Raw genomic sequence first — 19,843 nt, 5'->3', positions numbered from 1 at the left:
TGAGCCGTATGCAGTGAAAGTTGCACGTACGGTTCTTAGGAGGGCGACACTTGGTAACAGGTGTCGTCTATCCGACAGAAACAAGTTAGCTTTTTCATCTGTCCGCTTTTTAAAATCAGACAAAATAGTACCGCGCGATCTAAACTTTATGTTACATAACACCCTTATTGCTCAATTACTTGTACTATTTTCTTTTCTGCTTCCTTCATAGTTTAAACTAACGTCTTACTCAAAAAGCATTATTTAACGCAGCGGCTGCTGTTTCGTATTTATAACATTAATCAGCTGTCACTTACCTCAATTAGTCTTTACACTCAAAACCTTTAGAGTCAACTTTGGCGACGTTGTCTTTATTGCCACACGCTTTAATTGCCATTTCAGTGTGATTGCGCTCATTGTATTGTTTAGCAATTGCGCCAAGGCTTAGCAAAATAACAACAGCTATCACTATTTTTTTAAATTTAGACATAAACATTCCTTTGTAAACAGACTACTTAAAACACAACGATTTTGCTCTTTTGATGGAGCATAGAGGCTCACATTACCAGTTGCTTGAGACGTAAAGGTAAAAGGACAAAGAAAGATACTATTAGTCATTTTTTATAAGCTTCCTTGTTGTTTTTAATATTCAATTAAAATACACAGAAGCTCGATTCCTTCGATTGTCTTTTACAAGATAAAGTGCTTCATCTGCATTTTTAATTATTTTTTCTAAGTATTTCAAGTTAAAAATGATTTTTGCATATCATGCTTTTAATGAGGCTAAGCAAAAATATCCACCGCAAACTAACTCAGAGCAAAGATTTATTTGGTACAATCAGCCTTTGATATGGCTAACAGATAGGTTTTCCTTAATGCATCCGCGAAATCGCCACTTAAATGGCTACGACTTTACTTTGCTATGCAAAGATACTCCTGCCCTAACACCTTATATAACGCAAACGCCAGCGGGCACTGATACCATTGATTTCACCAATGCATTAGCGGTTAAAACCCTCAACCAAGCGTTATTAAAAAGCCATTATAAAATCGATTTTTGGGATTTGCCCGACAACTACCTTTGCCCACCGGTTCCTGGCAGAGTGGATTACATTCATCACTTGGCCGATTTATTAGCAAGCGATAACCAAGGTCATATTCCGACGGGTAAACAAGTAAAAGTGCTTGATGTAGGCACGGGTGCAAATGTGATTTACCCGCTTACTGGTAATCACGAATATGGCTGGCACTTCACAGGCTCCGATATTGATGCCTTGTCTGTTAAAATTGCTAAACAAATTGTGCAATTTAACCGCCTGAAAATTAATGTTAAGCAGCAAAACAACGCCGATAAAATGTTTACGGGCGTGATATCGAATAAAGATGTTTTTCACCTAACTTTATGCAATCCACCATTTCATGCCAGTGAGCAACAGGCCAAAGCAGGTACTGAGCGTAAATGGAAAAACCTTAACAAAGCGCCACAAAAAGCACTTAATTTTGGTGGCCGCCAAAACGAGCTTTGGTGTGAGGGCGGTGAGCGCGAATTTATCAGTAAAATGTGTATTGAGAGCCAAGAGTTTGCAGAGCAATGTATTTGGTTTACATCGCTTGTTTCAAAGTCTGACACTTTGCCGCATATAAAAAAGTTACTTAACACACTTGATGTGAAAGACCTAAGAGTTATAAAAATGGCACAAGGCCAAAAAATGAGTCGCTTTATTGCTTGGAGCTATTTTGACCAAGCTGACCGCGAAGCCATTCTTAACGAACTAGTATAAGGATAATAAGATGATCGACTTTCGTTCAGACACAGTTACAAAACCAACAGCAGCTATGCGCGCGGTCATGAATGACGCCCCAGTAGGCGACGACGTTTATGGCGACGACCCAAGCGTTAATCAGCTTGAACAATTTGCTGTTGAGCGCCATGGCTTCGAAAGCGCCCTTTATTGCAGCTCTGGTACGCAAGCAAACTTACTGGCATTAATGGCACATTGTGAGCGTGGCGACGAATACATTTGTGGTCAACAGGCGCATAACTACAAGTTTGAGGGTGGCGGTGCCGCTGTATTGGGGTCTATTCAACCGCAACCAATTGAAAATAATAGTGATGGCAGCATAGATTTAAACAAAGTTGTGGCTGCGATTAAAGCTGATGATTTTCACTTTGCTAAAACCAAACTACTTAGCTTAGAAAACACCATTGGCGGCAAAGTTCTCCCGCTTAGTTATCTTAAACAAGCTAGAGAGTGTGTTGATAAACATAACCTTGCTCTGCACTTAGACGGTGCCCGCGTGTATAACGCTGCGGTTAAGTTAGGTGTTGATATTACTGAAATCACCCAGTATTTTGATTCTGTATCTATTTGCTTATCAAAAGGACTCGGTGCGCCGGTTGGCTCACTATTATTAGGTAGCAAAGCATTGATAGATAAAGCGCGCCGCTGGCGAAAAGTACTTGGCGGTGGTATGCGCCAAGCGGGTATGCTTGCAGCTGCAGGCCAGTATGCACTTGAGCATCACGTAGCAAGGCTTGCTGAGGATCACGATAACGCAGCGTATTTGGCAGAGCAGCTAAACACGTTAACTGGTTTTGATACATCGCCTTTTCAAATCGATACCAACATTGTTTACGCAAATGTTGCCGAACATATCGATTTAAAAGCAGTGGCACATGCGTTAAAAGAGCAAAACATGCTGTTTTCACCGGGTAAACCACTGCGCCTAGTGACCCATTTAGGCGTCACTAAGCAAGATATTGATAGCTTTATCTCGGCATTAGCGGCCAAGATTTAACGCTTCTTTATAATGTTTGCGGCACACCGATACATATCGGTCGTTGCCGCCAATTTCTACCTGATTACCGTCTGCAATCGCTTTGCCATGCTCATCAGTACGCAATACATGATTAGCTTTACGCCCGCAATGACACACCGTCTTTAACTCAATAAGTTTGTCAGCCCAGGCAAGTAGATATTGTGAGCCACTAAATAACTCACCTCTAAAGTCGTTACGTAAGCCATAACACAGCACCGGAATACCAAGCTCATCAACCACATCTGTTAATTGCATTACTTGCTCTTTTGATAAGAACTGGCACTCATCAACTAAAATACAATGGCGCTTTTGCTCTGCATTTAATGATTTGATCAATTCAAATACATCGATATCAGCATCAAAAATATGGGCATCAGCTTGTAAACCAATTCGTGAAGACACCTTGCCAACACCTGCTCTATCATCAATAGCCGCAGTTAAAATAACTGGTTCCATACCACGCTCGCGGTAGTTAAATGCAGATTGTAAAAGTGTGGTGGATTTGCCTGCATTCATTGCAGAATAATAAAAGTACAGCTGTGCCATGATGTTGCCCAAATTTTAAAGTCGCAATATGCTACCTTAATCGCGCGACAACATCATCTATTACCTTACTCTTATTACTTGAAACCTTGTCCCAGTAAAATTGCTGTTTTATAACAAGCCTTCGTGCTTCAGTAACCACTCTTTTCTTTCAAGGCCACCCGCATAGCCTGTGAGTTTACCGTTTGCGCCAATAATCCGATGGCACGGTACAATAATGCTAATCGGGTTTTTACCATTTGCAGCGCCCACTGCACGCACCGCTTTTGGGTTATTAATGGCAAGTGCAATATCTTGGTAGCTTTTGCTTTGACCAAACTCAACATCCATCAGCGCACGCCATACTTGCCTTTGAAAGTGGGTACCTTGGGTATCTAGCGGAACAGTAAAACGCGTACGCTCGCCGTTAAAGTATTCATTAAGCTCACTTATACATATTAAAATGGGTGTAAGGGTGTGCTCATCAACAGCCTCAGTTTGCATTGCAACCACCGGGTAAAAGCCAACGTAACTGACGCCTTTTGACGTACTTTGAATGGTAATATCGCCAATCGGGCTTGGCATAATAACTTGTTGCATACTCATAATTGTTGCCATAGTTGAAAAGTTAAATAAGAGCGAAATGGCGCACAGTGCTCGCTATTAAATTCGCTTATTCCGGCGAGGGCTTTTTTAACCCCTAAGTCGCCCGCCAATAGAATATCGGGGTGGCTTTGACCGCGTAGTTTGGCGTAATTAACTGTCCATGGGCCAATGCCTTTGAGCTCTAACCAATTATCAAGCTCTTGATTATCTGGGTTTTGCTGACAATAAGCACTTAAACGCCGTAGCGCATCTTTGCGTGATTGTGGCATTTTAAAAAAGTCGAGTTCAGAATTGGCAACCCATTCAGGGCTTGGAAAATAGTGGTTATTACTTTGCTGATTAAACTCATTTACAAGCTGTGTTACTAGGTTATGAGCTGCTGTAACACTCACTTGCTGGCCAAGAACAGCTCGTATGCCCGCTTCATAGTCTGACCAAATTCCCGGTAAACGCAACCCAACACAAAGTGGCATTGCGCCTTTAAGCTCTGCATCTAAATGCTGTTCAATAGTGTGCGTGTCGGCGTCTAAATCAAGCACACGACGAATGTTATGGATCACTTGCTGTAAATAGCGGGTGTTATCGATATCAATAACCACTTTAAAATGATTTTTATGCTCAACAAAATGCGCTGTGAATTGCCCTTGGCAATATTTATCTTTAAAAGTGCGACCATAGCTCGTTGCGCTTAGCCATTCTAGACCACTAATTAAGCGGCGCTGTAAAAAGTCATGGAGTGCTTGCCAGTTATAAGGCGGCCTAAATGCCAGTGTTAGAGTTAATGTTGATGCTGGTTTTTTATCTGACTTGCGTAACTTTGACGGGGCGATATTTAACTGCTTTAAAAAAGCATCATTAAAACGACGAATACTATTAAAGCCTGCCGCAAATGCGATATCAGCTACCGACAAATCAGTTTGTTGTAATAGCTGCTTGGCAAAATTGCATTGGTTAAATAATCGATATTGGGTGATCGACAGTCCAAAATGTTGGTTAAACAAACGGCGTAAATAGCGGCTCGACACCCCTAGCCTATCTGCTAAAACCTCGCAATCGTAGGCCTCTCCTTTATCAATTAGTTGTTTTGCACGTAATGCGGTGGTTTTAGTACCTAACCAAGCTGGGCTATTCGGAGCACTGTCTGGGCGACAGCGAATGCAGGGTCGAAAACCATCTTGCGCAGCCAAGTGCGCATATTGATAATACTCAACGTTCTTTTCTTGTGCCGTTGGTGCAGGGCAAATTGGTCTGCAATAAATGCCAGTGCTTTTTACAGCTACAAAGAACACCCCATCAAAGCGTGGGTCGCGGCTTTGCCTTGCAGTTTGCCATTGTTGGCTAGTCATAATTATTCTCGTTACATGCTAATACCGTTAGCTTAACTGAATATTATTTTTTGACTAGCCAGTTTCGGACCTTAACTATTTTTTAATTGCTGCTAAATATCGGCGTTCAACTTCCGGCCAATTGATCACTTCGTAAAATGCTGCAATATATTCAGGGCGACGATTTTGATACTTCAAGTAATACGCATGCTCCCACACATCAAGCCCTAAAATAGGCGTATGATTATGCATTAATGGGCTATCTTGATTAAGGCTACTTTCAACGACCAACTGGTTATTTTCATCAACACATAACCAAGCCCAGCCACTGCCAAAGCGGCTTACCGCGGCATTAGTAAATTGCTCTTTAAATGCGTCAAAGCTACGAAATGTATCAACTATTGCAGTGTTTAACTCTGCACTTGGCGTACCACCTCCATTAGGAGACATAACTTGCCAAAATAATGAGTGATTATGATGACCACCCACATGCTCTTGTACTGCTTTTTGTAAAGACTCAGGCATTGATGAAATAGTGCGGAGTAATGTTTCAGCATCTTGCTCTGAATAATGGCTGCCCTCTAGTGCAGCATTCGCTTTATTAATATAGGTTTGATGATGCAAGGTGTGATGTATTTCCATGGTTTTCGCATCAATGTGCGGCTCGAGTGCATCATAATCATACGCTAAATCGGGTAATGTAAAAGGCATACTGATTCCTTATCGTTAATGTAATAACTGCGTTTTGTGGGGATGGTCAGCTAATAGCTGATTGATTCGGTTAATAAGTGCCGGAAATGCCGATGCCATGCTGGCAAACTTAACCAGTTCATAATAGGTTTTATGATGATGGTGCAGCACCAAGGTGCGAACATGTTGCTCTGGGTGATTCAAAAGCACGCTTAATCGTTGATGAGCATGGCAAAGCCAGGTGCAAGCTTTATCGGTTTTTTGCATTACTTTATAAGTGTCAGCTAGATTCAAAGTAGCAACAACAAATGCTGCAATACAATGTTCTAGCGAGCGTGTTACCGACTGGTTGATTGGGATATTAGAAAATTGTGCAAGAAGTGTTTCGGCGCAGCTGCTTGCAACCGTGTAATGATCACGTGCAGTAATAAGCTCGCCAGTTTCAAATGCTAAGTTGCCTTGATAAATTGCACTTTGCCAAGGGGCAAGCGCATCATCAATGGCGTTTGCAGTTAAAGGTGTGTGGCGTGTTGTTTGAGTCATAAAAATCACCTGCACTTGTACCAATCTTTGTATGTGTATTTAAACTACACACAGAAAAGTTTAAATGCAAATGATTTTTATTTATATTGTTATTTGTTAGTTTTAAGCTATAGCAACATTACTTATTGATGCGCAAAGTCGATAAGCTCTTGGCCTGTCAGGCGGTAAATAATCCATTCGTTTTGTGGTTTAGCACCAATGCTGTCGTAAAAATCAATGGCAGGTTTATTCCAATCAAGTACCACCCACTCAAAACGACCGCAGTCTTTCTCAAGTGCTTGCTTAGCTAGATATTGCATAATTTGCTTACCAGCACCTTTACCACGGCTATCAGCACTGACGTAAAGATCTTCTAAATACAAACCATTTTTGCCAAGCCATGTAGAGTAATTATAAAAATACACTGCAAAACCAATTGGCGTGTCGCCCTCTAAACAAATAACACTATGAGCCGTAGCACCTTCACTGAATAATGTTTTTAAAATAGCTTGCTCGTCTGTTTTAACTGCGTCGGGTTCTTTTTCGTAAATAGCAAGTTCGGTAATAAAATGTAGGATTGTTGCAGCATCACTCGCGACTGCCGGACGAATTGTAATTGCGTTACTCACTCTGTATTCCTTTTTTACATCATTATTGTAACGCCCAGTTTATAAGGGCTTTAGTATGGTGTAAACGCCCTTTACAGAAATACACGGCATTAAAAAAGGGGCTACTAAAAGTTAGCCCCATTTTGCTTTATTTAGTCATCGACTTATAAAGTACCGGCAGTACAAATAAAGTTAAGAATGTTGCACTGACCAAGCCGCCAACAATAACCGTTGCAAGTGGCTTTTGTATTTCAGCCCCTATGCCTGTGCTTAATAACATCGGAATAAGTCCAAGCATTGAAGTAAGCGCGGTCATTAGTACGGGTCTGAGCCGTGAAACAGCCCCTTCAAATACCGCTTTATCTTTGCTATCGCCGTGACCCACTCGGTGATTAATGCTTTCAACCATCACCACACCATTCAATACAGCAACACCAAACAGCGTAATAAACCCTACAGAACTAGGTACAGATAAGTATTGCCCAGAGACATACAATGCAATCACCCCACCAATTACAGCGAGAGGAACATTAACAAGAATAAGCACCACTTGCGATAAGTTACTAAAGGCAAAATAAAGCAATAACGCGATGAGTAATAAGGCCACTGGCACCACTATCATAAGCCGCTGTTGTGCCCGTTGTTGGTTTTCGAACTGGCCGCCAATCGCCACGCTGTAACCACTTGGTAACTGCACTTTATCAGCAATCGCAGTACGAATATCCGCAACCACAGAGCCCATATCACGCCCTTGTACATTCGCTTGAATGACTATGCGTCTTTGAACATCATCGCGACGAACTTGCGGAGCGCCAGACTCAATCTGTACATCGGCTACATCACCTACCCTAACAATGGCACCCGCGGGGGTACGCAGTCGAAGATCAGCAATCACATTTGGGTTTTGGCGATAACTTTGCGCTATACGCACATAAATATCATAGCGCTCATTGGCATTAATAATTTGCCCTGCTGATTGCCCACCAATACCGTGCTGGACTACATCCATTAAATCAGCTACCGATAAACCAAAACGCGATAACGCCAAACGGTTGGGTTTAACTATAAGCTGTGCTTCGCCGCCTATTTGCTCCATCGCGACATCTTTAGCGCCAGGTATTTGCTGAACTAGCTGCTCAATTTGTTGGCCTTTTTCACTTAAAACAGCCAAATCACTTCCGAACAACTTAATGGCCAATTGAGCCTTTACCCCCGATAAAAGCTCATCTACTCGGGTTGCTATGGGTTGTGAAAAGTTAAACAAAAGCCCAGGGAATTGCTCAAGCTTGGCTTCCATTAGCTGTTGCAATTCGACACGTGAATTCGCGTTAACCCATTGATCATGTGGCTTTAAACCTAAATAGATTTCTATGTTGTTAACCGGTTCAGGATCACCCCCTACTTCTGCCCGACCGATTCGGCTCAGCGCATATTCCACCTCGTTAAATTCAAGCAACATGGCTTCAAGCTTTGGAGCCACTGAGATTGCTGTTTCGAGACTTGCAGATGGAGCAAGAGTCACACGTAGATTAATCGTGCCTTCTTCAAGTTCTGGCACAAATTCAGTACCCAGCTTTGGTAGCATAACAGCCGCTACAATTAGTAATAACCCTGCAATAGCTAAAACGCTGCGTTTAGCCTGCAATGCTTTTTGTAAAGCCCGTTGATAAAGCATATCGATAGGTTTTAGTAAGATACTTTGCTTTACTGTCACGCCCTTAGCAAATAAATAAACACACAGTGCTGGCACCACAACTAAGGCAACAATTACAGCGCTAATAATCGCAAGCATAATACTCACAGCCATTGGCTGAAATAACTTAGCCTCAACGCCTTCAAAGCTAAACAGTGGTAAAAATACCGTAAGAATAATCAAAGAGGCAAAAAAGATAGGCCGTGCGACTTCTTTAGCAGCAATTGCAACCAGCTCGGCGGGTGGCTTATGTTGATTGTGCTTCATCCCTAAGTGCCTAAATACATTTTCTACCATAACAACCGAGCCATCTACCAGCATGCCGATGGCAACAGCTATACCCCCTAATGACATTAAGTTAGCCGATAAGCCAAGCCATGCCATTACACTCAGTGCTAAACCAATCGAAATAGGGATCGACAATAACACCAAAAATGTTGCTCTTAAATCCAACAAAAATAGCGCTAATACTATGATAATAAATACAAAAGCTAAAAGCAGTGCATCAATAACTGTTTGTACCGCTTGGCTTATAAGCTCTGCTTGGTCGTAAATTGCTTTAAATTCAACCCCATTTGGCAGTGCTTGATTTATCATCTCGACACGCGCGTTAATGCCATCAATCGTTTGCTTGGTATTTGCGCCCATTCTTTTGAGCACGATACCTGTGACCACTTCACCACGATTGACTATTTCGCCTTGATCATTGCGTTTAGATAAGGTGACAGCGCCTTGGCGAATTTCACTGCCAAGCTCAACATTCGCAACGTCAGCCACTTTAACGACCGTACCATCAATGGTTTTGATAGGCGTTTGCGCAATTTCAGTAAGCCCTTTTTCGCCTGGGGTAAACCAACCTGTACCACGAATAACCAGCTGCTCTTGGCCTCGGTTCATATACCAGCCACCCACATTGCTATTGTTAGCATCTAGTGCGTCACTAACATCTTGCTGTGTTAAGTCATAGGCTAGTAGCTTATTGGGGTTTAAGTTTACTTGATACTGCTTGACCTCACCGCCAAATGACAAAATATCGGTAACACCATCAATAGGTAATATAAGTAATTTAACCACCCAATCATTTAAGCTACGTAGTGCCATGCTATCTATGTTTGCATCAGGCTTTGCTTCAAGTAAATACTGATAAACTTGTCCAAGCCCTGATGTGTTAGGGCCCATTGTAGGCATACCTACACCGTCTGGGATCAACTCTTTAGCAGACTGCAAACGTTCAAAAACCAGCTGCCTAGCAAAGTAAATATCAACACCTTCTTTGAACACAACAGTGACGCCCGATAATCCCGTTTTAGAAATAGAACGAACTTGCTCTACATCGGGTAGTGCATACATAACCGCTTCTATCGGGTATGTGATCAGCTGCTCAACTTCTTCAGCCGCCAGCCCCGGCGCTTCGGTATTAACTGCAACTTGCACATTCGTCACGTCAGGAAAGGCATCTAAATTGAGTTTTGGGATCATAAATAAACTCACAGCAATCGCCGCAAGTAAGGCCAATAGCACCAGTAAACGATTTTTTATCACCGCTTCAATTAATAAATTAAACATGCGTCACCTCTAGTGGTTATGCGGATCAAATCCGCCTTTAGCTAGCTGTGATGCAATAAAAAATGCACCTTGGGTGACAACCTCAAGTCCGGCTTCAATACCAAATACTTCGCGATAATCACCAAAACTTCTGCCAAGGGTTACTTCTTGTGCGGCAAAACCACCATCGTCATCAACAACAAATAATTGCCAGTCACCATCTGCGCTGCGAGTTAAAGCATTTTCTGGTACAGCAAGTACCGCTTGCTCTGTTTCAAACTGAAAATACACATCGGCAAACATGCCCGGATGCAAACTATGCTGAGTGTTTTTTACTTCGAGCCTAACGGTTCGTGAGCGTGTTTGTTCATCAATGGTATGTGCTTCTTGAATGACTGTTGCTTGATAGCGATTACCGTTTACTTCTAACAGCGCTGTCGAGCCATTATTAATAATACGGTCTTGGTTCGATGAAAGCTGAGCTGCAACCCAAAGCGCTGATTCATCAGCAATCAGCATCAACTCAATCCCCGAATCAACTCGCTGGCCTTGTGCGAAGTTATCGGTTAAAACAGCACCAGATGTTTGTGCAAATAAGGTGTATTCGCCGAGTTTTTCTGGGCTTATAGTCAGTGTTTGAGTTATAGCTTGTTTTGATAAACCAAAGGCAACTAAGCGGCTATAAGCTACTTCATACTCGGCTTTGGCAGTCAAGATTTGCTTTTTGCTCACCGTGCCTGGTGTCATTTTAGTTAGCCGTTTTAACTCTGCTTCGGCCAATCTAAATTCAGTTTGCTGGCTGGCAACTTCGCCACTAAATAAGGTGACTAAAGAGTCACCTTTATTGACATGTTGCCCTAACAAGGCATGGCGCTTTACAACGATTGAATCAACGCGCGGTGACACCACATAACTGGCATAACCATTGGCTTTAATTTCGCCCGGTGCATATAAGGTTTGATTGTGTGTTTTCAGTACAAGGCGCTCAACCTTGATATTAGCTAGTTGCTGTTGCTGCTCTGTTAAATTGACTTCATTAGCATGCTCAGCTTGTTCATTTTCTTGATGTTCATGTGCTTCTTTCGCAGAATTATTTGTCACATACATAAAGCATACGCACAGTAATGCGTAACGCATAAAATTTCTTAAAAACATATATCGTCTCTTACTTAAAATGGGCTAAGCCCAAATAAAATCTAAAAAGGGTTTTGGATTAAGTAAGAGCTAAAATAGGTGGGCGATGTAACGGTGCTAAATCTGCTGATGTGAAGTTTAAATCGAGAGATTCAATTTTAGTAAAATAGGTATCAGCAGGCTCGGTCAATTGCAGCGAATCGACAAACACAGGACTGTGACAAACATGACAATGGCCTTTTTCGGCTGAATCAGACAACTGTTTGCTAAGTTCGGTGTGCTCTAATTGGTGTAGCTGATGATCGCCATTGATAGCGCAATGGGCTTCAAGATCAATTTCTTCAGATAGTAGTACCGAGGTGTGATTAAACGCAGCATTATGATCAGCCACATCAAAGCTATCCAGCGTGGGCTGGAGCAATAATACGCTAATCAAAATAAAAAATGCAGCTTTCACATTGAGCCTAAAATTAGAACTAAAAATTGGTACAACGGCGTTAAATTAACAAATCCATCAGCATTTGAACAGAAAATTATAATCTGTACACGAACAAATCATTATAAACTTTTCAATACCACAGCACGCATGGTATAAAAATAAAGCAAATCAATAACTAGGTATTTTTATGGGACACGGACACCACCACCATCACGATACAAATAACCAAAGCACCCGCCAACTCATGCTGGCAGTGGTAATTAATGTGTTATTAACCGTCGCTCAGGTGATTGGCGGCCTCGTTTCTGGCAGCTTATCGTTAATTGCTGATGCGCTGCACAATTTAAGTGATGCCTCATCGTTATTCATTGCCATAATTGCCCGAAAAATAGGTGCCAAACCTGCCAATGATCGTTATCAATACGGCTATAAACGCGCTGAAATTTTAGCAACCTTATTTAACAGTTTAAGTTTAATCGTGATTGGTGGTTACTTAATTGTTGAAGCCATATCCAACTATTTAAACCCTGAGCCCATAGACGGCTGGATCATCATTTGGGTTGCAGGTTTTGCACTGGTTGTTGACTTATTCACCGCGCTTTTAACTTACAAAGCAGGTGCGAAAGACAGCATGAATATTCGTGCTGCGTTTATACATAATGTGTCTGATGCATTAGCGTCTGTGGTGGTGATCATTGCGGGTACCTTAATTATTCTTTATCAATGGTATGTTGTTGATTTAATTGCCACCATGCTGATTTCGGTGTACGTCATTTACCATGGTATTTTGCTGCTAATAGCGAGCAGTAAAATTTTAATGCAGGCAGCCCCCGATAGTTTTGCGCTACCAGAAGCTATCACTGAACTTAAAGCCCAATTTGCAATCACTGATATTGATTACCTTAAAACATGGCAGATAGATGACCATCACATTCATTGTGAGCTTAAGTTTAGTGCCAAGCAAAGCATTCAAAACGATGAAATACGTCACTTTTTACATGAAAACTTTGCTATTGAAAGCTGCACCATTGAACAAGTTTTAGTGTAAATGTATCGCGTTATCATTTACAATTCAGTTTTGTTTTAACAGCAAACTGAAGGAACAAACTTTGTTGAAGTTGTGGTTACGTCGTACGCATTTATTGCTTGCCTTAGTAAGCGGTTTATTTTTAATTTGTTTAAGCTTGACCGGCGCGTTGCTTATTTACGCAAAAGACATTCAATACCTTACTCAAAGCGATAAATGGACAGTAACGCCAGCACCTTCAGCACTAGATTTCGATGACCTCATCCAACACGTTTCAGCTACAACAAAACAACCCGTTACCCTGTTAATGCCAGAGCAGCGCAGTGATCTTGCTTGGCAATTACAGTTGGCAAACAACCGCTATGTCAGTGTTAATCCATACAACGGTCAAGTGTTACATGAGTACGATTACTACAGTACAATTTATGGCTTTACCATGGCTTTGCACCGCTGGCTGCTTTATGAAGATGGCGATAAAAACCGCCCTTTAAGAAACTGGGTATCGGTGTGTGCGCTGATTCTTATTATTGAAATTCTGCTTGGCTTTTATATTTGGGTAAAGCCAAAAAATCGTATTAAGCGCTTGGCTATTAAGCGTAAAGCAAAGTTTAGAGTGCTGATGTATCAACTACATACCGTTCTAGGTGTGTATTTTTTAATTCCACTCATTTTAATTGCCTACACAGGTATGGCATTTAACTGGAAAGAACAAACCAAAGCCGTATTAGAATTTGTGATGCAAGGCACAGTTGAAGATAGACCTAAACCACCAGCAGTTATTTCCCCTTCAGCTGATACGCCTTTTCAAGTGCAAAAAGCGTTTGATAACGCACAAACTGTATTTCCTGAGGGTAAGTTATTTAGAATTTATTTACCGAAAAAACCAACTGATAACATAGGTTTTAGAATAGAGAACCCGGGTGAAAGCCATGCCTATAGTTGGGTATGGGCAAACCCATATTCAGCAGATATTGTTGCAAGCTATGATGCCAGCCAAAGCTCATGGACCACGCAAACATGGAACTTTAAATATAAGTTTCATATTGGTGATTTTGCAGGGCCTATTGTGCAATTACTATGGTTACTATTTGCTTTATCACCGTTATTTTTCACGATTTCGGGTGTTTACTTTTGGTACAAACGGCATTACAAATGAACAACTTTTATCAATAAAAAATTGCTATGAACAATGAGCTCAAACATGCCTTTAACACTGAAATGATATTGGCTAAAACTAGTTATGCAAAGACGGATTACACAAGCGCTTTTTATCACTTAGAGCGGGCTCATATTCTTGGCCAAAGCTATATCATTGCGCATACTTACTCACATTGGTGGATGTGTAAAATTGGTTTTAAAAACCATAATGCCAAGGAAATAATTGGTCAGTTTGCTCGCATGGCTGCGTCAATTGTGTTTTCGCGTATTTGGGTCCCACTCGGTAACACTGGCGGCACCAATGTTAGCCCTTTCAAACCAATGCCTATTCCTGATGACCTAAAACGTTACTTAAACTAGCATCAACTAGAACCGCACTTACTTGTACCCTTCTTATCGCGAGTAACTAAAAAGCCATAATTATTATTGCAAATAATTATCATTAGCCTTGCCTTTACACTTCTTTACATTTAGACTTCCGCACAATCACATAATAATTAATACTGATTTAACAAGGATAAACATGTTAAAAACTTCACTTACTCTGATTGCACTCGCACTAAGTAGCCAATCTTTTGCTGATGATGCCATTAATAAAAAACTCACCGCAGAAGAAATGGAACACGTTGTTGTATCAGGCAGCCGTGTATTTGAAAGCATTGATGAAGTACCCGCTTCAGTCACGATTATTAGCCAAAAGCAAATTGAAGAGCATTTAAAAGTTAATCCAGAACTACAAAGCTTATTGGCGCAAATGGTACCTGGCCTTGCACCAGATACGGGTAGCTCGAGTAACACAGGTCAGAGTTTACGTGGCCGTGCACCACTTGTGATGATTGATGGTGTGCCACAATCTACACCACTGAGAAACGGCTCTTTAGGGGTTAAAACACTCGACCCTAGTGCCATTGCTCGTATCGAAGTGATCAAAGGTGCGACTTCAGTTTATGGTAATGGTGCATCGGGCGGTATTATTAACTACATCACTAAACAAGCAACAAGTGATGGTAAGCCAGAGGGTGAAATCAGCCTTTCGTCACGTTTTAGTGCAGTAAAACTAGAAGAAAGCGCTGGTGCGCGAGTCTCCGCGGCAATTAATGGTCGTGCCGATAAAATTAGCTATTTATTCACCGCAAGTTACGAAGAAAATGGCGTTCAACGTGACGCCGAAGGCGATATTCTGGGCTTACAGTACGGTTTATCTGATGCAGTAACCGAAAACTACTTCACCAAACTTGGTTATGACTTTGACGATGAGAAGCAACTGCAATTTAGCTATAACTACTTTAGCTCTCAGCAAAAAACCGATTTAGGTGATGTTGTAGGGGATCTTAATGATGGCGAAAAAACCTATGCCATTCATGTACCTAAAGAGCTGCAAAAGCAAGGTAAACCACAAGGCCCAGATGGTAACGAAAACATTACCTTAAAATACACAGACTACGCCCTGTTTAGTAATACTCAAATGACGCTCGACCTTTACATGCAAGATATCGAGAATGTGTTTTTCTTTTCTACAAACTTAGCTAACCCAGAAGAAGGCTACGAAGGCGGCCAATCAATTATTCGCTCTGAAAAGAAAGGGGCACGCGCTACCTTTAATACCCTTGTTGATTTTGACAATGTTGAAGCCACCTTCATTTATGGCCTAGATGCACTTAATGATGTGACGTCTCAGCCACTTGTAGATGGCCGTGTTTGGGTACCAGAAATGGATATGGAAAGCCTTGCTGGCTTTTTACAAACTAAGTGGGTAATCGATAATGATTTAGTTATTAAAGCGGGTGTACGCCAAGAAAGCATAGATCTTGCTGTAGAGGACTATGAAACCTTAAAACTGTGCCGCTCAGCAACACAATGCTCAGTACCACTTAGCGTAAAAGGTGACACCATTGATTACGATGCAACCACTTACAATGTAGGTGTTAAATACAATTTACTTGAGGCCTTCAGCCCGTTTGCCAATTACTCGCAAGGGTCTGATATTTCAGATATTGGTCGCTTATTACGCTCTGCAACAGTAAACGATATTGGTCTAATTCAAACAGAAGCATCAATCATCGATAACTATGAAGTTGGTTTTACCTCACAGTTTGATGACTTGCGTTTTGAATTTGCAGCTTACCGCAGCACATCAGAATTTGGCACCACGAATAGCTTTAATGAAGCAACGGGTGTTTATGAGCCAGTACGTGCGCCGCAAGAGATTTGGGGTTACGAAACACTGGTTGATTATAAAATTAACCCAACCCTAAAACTGGTTGCAACTTACAGCTATGTTGAAGGTAAAAACACCGAAGACGATATTTACTTAGGTTCTCGCCAAATCAGCCCACCAAAAGGTACAGCTAACTTAAACTGGCAGCCTAATGATGAATTATCACTTACGGTGAGTTATTTATATGTGGGTTCACGCAAACGCTTTGAACCAAATGCAGACGGTGACTATGTTGGCGATCAAGGCCCTATTAGCAGTTACAATCTATTCAACCTAAGCGGTCGTTATAACTTTAGTAAAAACTGGCAAGCGTTTATGGGTGTTGAAAACCTATTTAACAATGATTACTACCCTGCCCGCGCCCAGTCATACACCTACGGTGGCTATAACATTAAAGGTTTAGGTACCACTGTAACACTTGGTGCAACTTATCGCTTCTAAATTAATTTTTATTAGAACAACAAGCCCTTCTTAGTAAGGGCTTTTTTCATTTAAGAATAAAAACGATAAATTGTTCATTTATCAACCATTAACGCAAACTTAAACGAGAATCACACTCAATAGTAAATAACTGATTTACAAAGGAAAAAGTTTGCAATCTTGTTTTTATATACTACAATTACCGCAACTTGGAATTCGAGGACAGCATTATGAAAGGTAACCAAAAAGTCATCGATAGTTTTAACAAACTACTCGCAAACGAATTAGCCGCTATAGATCAATACTTTATTCATTCTCGTATGTATGACGATTGGGGCCTAAATAAGCTGTATGAGCGTCTTAACCACGAAATGGAAGAAGAAAAAGACCACGCTGATTGGTTAATTAAACGTATTCTATTCTTAGAAGGCGTACCAAACATGACTAAACGTCGTGATTTATTAATTGGTTCAGACGTTAAAAGCATGATGCAAAACGATTTAACACTTGAATTAGAAGTTGTTGATTGTGTTAAAGAAGCAATTGCAATCTGTGAACAAGAAAAAGACTATCAATCACGCGAAGTGCTTGAAAAGCTATTATTTGATACAGAAGAAGATCATGTGTACTGGTTAGAACAACAGCTTGGTCTAATCGACAAAATTGGTAGCCAAAACTACCACCAATCTCAAATGGGCGAATAGAGGCTAATTGTATGAAAGGCGATAAAAGCGTCATTGCTGCACTTAATAAAGTATTAGCGAATGAATTAGTGGGTATCAACCAATACTTTTTACACGCTCGTATGTTTAAAGATTTTGGTTTTTCAAAATTAGACAAAGCTGATTACAAAGTATCTATTCAAAAAATGAAAAATGCCGACCGTTTAATCGAGCGTATTTTGTTTTTAGAAGGTTTACCAAATTTACAAGATTTAGGTCGACTACGTATTGGTGAAAACTCTGAAGAAATGATCGAAGCTAACATGAGCTTTGAACTTGATTCATTACCTGATCTTAAAGAAGCAATTAAACTTGCTGAAGAGAAAAAAGATTACATCAGCCGTGAAGCGCTCGATAACATCTTAAATGAGCAAGAAGAACAGATTGATTGGCTTGAAACACAGCAGCAGTTAATCAAAACCGCAGGGCTTGAAAATTACCTGCAATCTCAAATGTAATTTGCTAAAACTTCAAAAAGCAGCCTAGGCTGCTTTTTTTATAGCTAGTTTTTGCTATTGATCGTCTTCACGATCAATGATTGACACTTTATTACTTAAAATTAAAGAGTTAGGGATTAAATGCACAGCTCCTTTGCCTTTAATTGTGATATAGCGCAAATTAAGATCAATCACAGTGCCCTTTGAATTACTCACTTCTATGTAATTACCAAGCTTAATAGGTTTATAAAGCACAATCATGACACCAGCAACTAGGTTTGAAATAGCATCTTTCAACGCAAAACCCAGTGCAAAGCCCGTTAAGCCTAAGCCTGCAACCAACGCCGCAACATCAAAACCGAGTTTCGATAACGCAAGCACAATAGCAATGAATAATAAAATAGCGCGCTGTGAGTTAGAGATTAGCCGGAAAGTTTCAAGTGCAGTTGAATCAAACCGACGTTGAAACTGTTTAATTGCCCGGTCAATTATGAGGCTTGCAATATAAAAGGCAGCAAGCACTAAAAATGCTTGAATAAGTTGGCTAGTCATAAGGCTTTCAATTAAAAAATAAAGCCCATCATAGGCTTAAATTTGCATGAGGAAAACATTTATTGTTTTTCAAACACACATGAAACGTCAGGTTTATCCAATGTATAAGTGATATTGCCATTATCTTTAAAACGCAGATCTTCAGTTGTTGAGCCATTATCGTCTTCATTATCACAGCGAAAGTAGCGCTTGGTTCTAACAATACCATTTACAAAGTACTTTAGCTTCGAGCTAACAACACAAAAGTTGGGGATTTTTTTTACCTGCGTACCGTTATGCAAATCACTAAAGTCAATTAGCGTGCCTAAACTAAAACCTTGTGTGGGTGTTTTGATTAATGAGAACGATGCATTTTGGCAAACTGCGTCACTGCCCTCTTTGGCTGCATACTCCCCTTGTTTATCTTTAATTAAAGACAAAAATTGGGTTTTATTACTCGGCTTAACATCTAGCAATGCACTTGCTAACGCTGAGTTTGAGAACAAAAAAGCAACTATCCAAAAGTAAGATCTCATTTAAATTCCATAAACTATAAACACTTAATTAGCATAGCATGCCATTTAAGCTTGGTGAATTTAAGAACCATATTGTTAATACGACTAAAATATGAATTTGGTTTTATTTTGTCATTTCTAGATAAGCAATTACTTTATTTATGTGCTATATCTTTGAATGATCATAATTTTGGAGGGAATCAAATGAAAATAATTAAACTATTAGCTTTAACTACTTTACTAACATTAGCCAGTACACATAGTTTTGCTGGTGATGACGAGTGGAAAACTATCGCTGAGAAAAAAGTTAGTTACAAGAGCGAAACTGATACCGTAAACCCTATTACCAGCAGCCGTTATAGTCACATTAAGGTTAAATGCACACATGGCACAGTGAACCTTAAAAGTATTAAAGTCATCATGAATAATGGTGAAGAAAAGGTATTTGAAAACCTGGGTGTTCTAACCAAAGGGATGTCATCACGTAGCTTAAGTTTACCAGACAAAAACGACGCTAAACTCGATAAAATAAAACTTGAATATGAATCTGTAGGCAGCACAGCACTTAGTATGGCTGGTGTGACCGAAAAAGCCGAGGTTGAAATCCTCGCGAAAAAAGCAAAGAAAGATGATTAAAGTTGCGAGTCAATGATGTTTGAGGCCATACACTTTCACAAGTAGCGGCCTCTTTCTACCGCTACTTTTTAAGAGCAGACGCGCGAAACAAGTTTCACGCCTTCGAGTGCCCTTGTAGGTCGCCATTTATGGCGACAAAAACCGTGGAGATTTTCACGTAGGAACGGCTTCAACCGTCAACCTTAGATGTTCGGCGTTAAAACGCCCTTGTAAACTTGTAACTCGATAACTTTACCCTTTAATCGCGCTAAAGCACGACCTATATAATATCGCGCGAAACAAGTTTCACGCCATCG

The 19,843-nt window shown here is 40.7% G+C and carries 21 protein-coding genes; 9 read left to right on the top strand and 12 right to left on the bottom strand.

What is annotated here, in order from left to right; translation table 11 throughout:
* Nucleotides 1–301 precede the first annotated feature (301 nt).
* Nucleotides 302–469, bottom strand: a complete 168-nt coding sequence (locus QL229_RS16515; RefSeq protein ID WP_171040480.1) for a hypothetical protein — start codon at nt 467–469, stop codon at nt 302–304.
* 385 nt (nt 470–854) lie between these two features.
* On the opposite strand from QL229_RS16515, the gene rlmF reads away from it, so the two are divergent.
* Together rlmF and ltaE are read left to right on the top strand one after the other, a co-directional pair.
* The gene (gene rlmF / locus QL229_RS16510) at nt 855–1,760 is read left to right on the top strand and encodes a 23S rRNA (adenine(1618)-N(6))-methyltransferase RlmF (protein WP_138558912.1); all 906 of its coding nucleotides are present in this window, start codon (nt 855–857) and stop codon (nt 1,758–1,760) included.
* 10 nt (nt 1,761–1,770) lie between these two features.
* Nucleotides 1,771–2,778, top strand: a complete 1,008-nt coding sequence (gene ltaE, locus QL229_RS16505; RefSeq protein ID WP_138558913.1) for a low-specificity L-threonine aldolase — start codon at nt 1,771–1,773, stop codon at nt 2,776–2,778.
* Here ltaE and QL229_RS16500 read toward each other — a convergent pair.
* The 9 genes from QL229_RS16500 to QL229_RS16460 form a co-directional block, all read right to left on the bottom strand.
* Nucleotides 2,761–3,345 (bottom strand): thymidine kinase, encoded by a 585-nt coding sequence (locus tag QL229_RS16500; RefSeq protein WP_135926501.1) that lies wholly within the window; start codon nt 3,343–3,345, stop codon nt 2,761–2,763. The genes ltaE and QL229_RS16500 overlap by 18 nt on opposite strands.
* Nucleotides 3,346–3,453: 108 nt before the next feature.
* Complete coding sequence (locus QL229_RS16495) at nt 3,454–3,921, bottom strand: methylated-DNA--[protein]-cysteine S-methyltransferase (protein ID WP_138558917.1); 468 nt, start codon at nt 3,919–3,921, stop codon at nt 3,454–3,456.
* Nucleotides 3,922–3,923: 2 nt separating this feature from the next.
* Nucleotides 3,924–5,273 carry an AlkA N-terminal domain-containing protein gene (locus QL229_RS16490; protein ID WP_138558914.1) on the bottom strand — a complete coding sequence of 450 codons (1,350 nt, stop codon included), beginning with the start codon at nt 5,271–5,273 and terminating at the stop codon, nt 3,924–3,926.
* Nucleotides 5,274–5,348: 75 nt separating this feature from the next.
* Nucleotides 5,349–5,963 carry a superoxide dismutase gene (locus QL229_RS16485; RefSeq protein WP_138558915.1) on the bottom strand — a complete coding sequence of 205 codons (615 nt, stop codon included), beginning with the start codon at nt 5,961–5,963 and terminating at the stop codon, nt 5,349–5,351.
* Nucleotides 5,964–5,978: 15 nt separating this feature from the next.
* Nucleotides 5,979–6,485, bottom strand: coding sequence for a hypothetical protein (locus QL229_RS16480; RefSeq protein WP_138558916.1), 507 nt, complete (start codon nt 6,483–6,485; stop codon nt 5,979–5,981).
* Nucleotides 6,486–6,607: 122 nt separating this feature from the next.
* Nucleotides 6,608–7,093 (bottom strand): GNAT family N-acetyltransferase, encoded by a 486-nt coding sequence (locus QL229_RS16475; RefSeq protein ID WP_054552102.1) that lies wholly within the window; start codon nt 7,091–7,093, stop codon nt 6,608–6,610.
* 127 nt (nt 7,094–7,220) lie between these two features.
* Nucleotides 7,221–10,331: a CusA/CzcA family heavy metal efflux RND transporter gene (locus QL229_RS16470; RefSeq protein ID WP_281547170.1), complete on the bottom strand. Its 3,111-nt coding sequence runs from the start codon at nt 10,329–10,331 to the stop codon at nt 7,221–7,223.
* A gap of 9 nt (nt 10,332–10,340) precedes the next feature.
* Complete coding sequence (locus QL229_RS16465) at nt 10,341–11,465, bottom strand: efflux RND transporter periplasmic adaptor subunit (RefSeq protein WP_281547169.1); 1,125 nt, start codon at nt 11,463–11,465, stop codon at nt 10,341–10,343.
* A 58-nt stretch (nt 11,466–11,523) separates the two neighbouring features.
* Entirely contained in the window at nt 11,524–11,901 is a 378-nt protein-coding gene (locus tag QL229_RS16460; RefSeq protein ID WP_135926494.1) for a hypothetical protein, read from the bottom strand.
* A gap of 169 nt (nt 11,902–12,070) precedes the next feature.
* On the opposite strand from QL229_RS16460, the gene QL229_RS16455 reads away from it, so the two are divergent.
* The 6 genes from QL229_RS16455 to bfr (QL229_RS16430) all read left to right on the top strand — a co-directional run bounded on the left by QL229_RS16455 (nt 12,071) and on the right by bfr (QL229_RS16430) (nt 17,886).
* Nucleotides 12,071–12,931 (top strand): cation diffusion facilitator family transporter, encoded by an 861-nt coding sequence (locus QL229_RS16455; protein ID WP_062567993.1) that lies wholly within the window; start codon nt 12,071–12,073, stop codon nt 12,929–12,931.
* A gap of 64 nt (nt 12,932–12,995) precedes the next feature.
* Nucleotides 12,996–14,066, top strand: coding sequence for a PepSY-associated TM helix domain-containing protein (locus QL229_RS16450; protein ID WP_138557670.1), 1,071 nt, complete (start codon nt 12,996–12,998; stop codon nt 14,064–14,066).
* A gap of 26 nt (nt 14,067–14,092) precedes the next feature.
* Entirely contained in the window at nt 14,093–14,428 is a 336-nt protein-coding gene (locus tag QL229_RS16445) for a DUF3703 domain-containing protein (RefSeq protein WP_138557667.1), read from the top strand.
* Nucleotides 14,429–14,591: 163 nt separating this feature from the next.
* On the top strand, nt 14,592–16,727 hold the full coding sequence (locus QL229_RS16440; protein ID WP_138557666.1) for a TonB-dependent receptor: 2,136 nt from the start codon (nt 14,592–14,594) through the stop codon (nt 16,725–16,727).
* Nucleotides 16,728–16,936: 209 nt separating this feature from the next.
* Nucleotides 16,937–17,410: a bacterioferritin gene (gene bfr, locus QL229_RS16435; protein ID WP_054552096.1), complete on the top strand. Its 474-nt coding sequence runs from the start codon at nt 16,937–16,939 to the stop codon at nt 17,408–17,410.
* 11 nt (nt 17,411–17,421) lie between these two features.
* A complete protein-coding gene (gene bfr, locus QL229_RS16430) occupies nt 17,422–17,886 on the top strand; it encodes a bacterioferritin (RefSeq protein WP_062567995.1) in 465 nt (154 codons plus the stop codon).
* Nucleotides 17,887–17,940: 54 nt separating this feature from the next.
* Here the strand turns inward: bfr (QL229_RS16430) and QL229_RS16425 are convergent, their stop codons facing one another.
* Together QL229_RS16425 and QL229_RS16420 are read right to left on the bottom strand one after the other, a co-directional pair.
* The gene (locus tag QL229_RS16425) at nt 17,941–18,417 is read right to left on the bottom strand and encodes a mechanosensitive ion channel domain-containing protein (protein ID WP_281547168.1); all 477 of its coding nucleotides are present in this window, start codon (nt 18,415–18,417) and stop codon (nt 17,941–17,943) included.
* 59 nt (nt 18,418–18,476) lie between these two features.
* A complete protein-coding gene (locus QL229_RS16420) occupies nt 18,477–18,932 on the bottom strand; it encodes a hypothetical protein (protein ID WP_138557665.1) in 456 nt (151 codons plus the stop codon).
* A 183-nt stretch (nt 18,933–19,115) separates the two neighbouring features.
* Here QL229_RS16420 and QL229_RS16415 point away from each other — a divergent pair, with 183 nt between their 5' ends.
* Entirely contained in the window at nt 19,116–19,547 is a 432-nt protein-coding gene (locus tag QL229_RS16415; RefSeq protein WP_062567998.1) for a hypothetical protein, read from the top strand.
* The last annotated feature ends 296 nt before the right edge of the window (nt 19,548–19,843 follow it).

The organism is Pseudoalteromonas sp. PAR1, from assembly GCF_947311895.1.
GTDB classification, from domain to species: domain Bacteria; phylum Pseudomonadota; class Gammaproteobacteria; order Enterobacterales; family Alteromonadaceae; genus Pseudoalteromonas; species Pseudoalteromonas lipolytica_C.
This window is presented reverse-complemented; position numbering and strand designations above follow the sequence as displayed.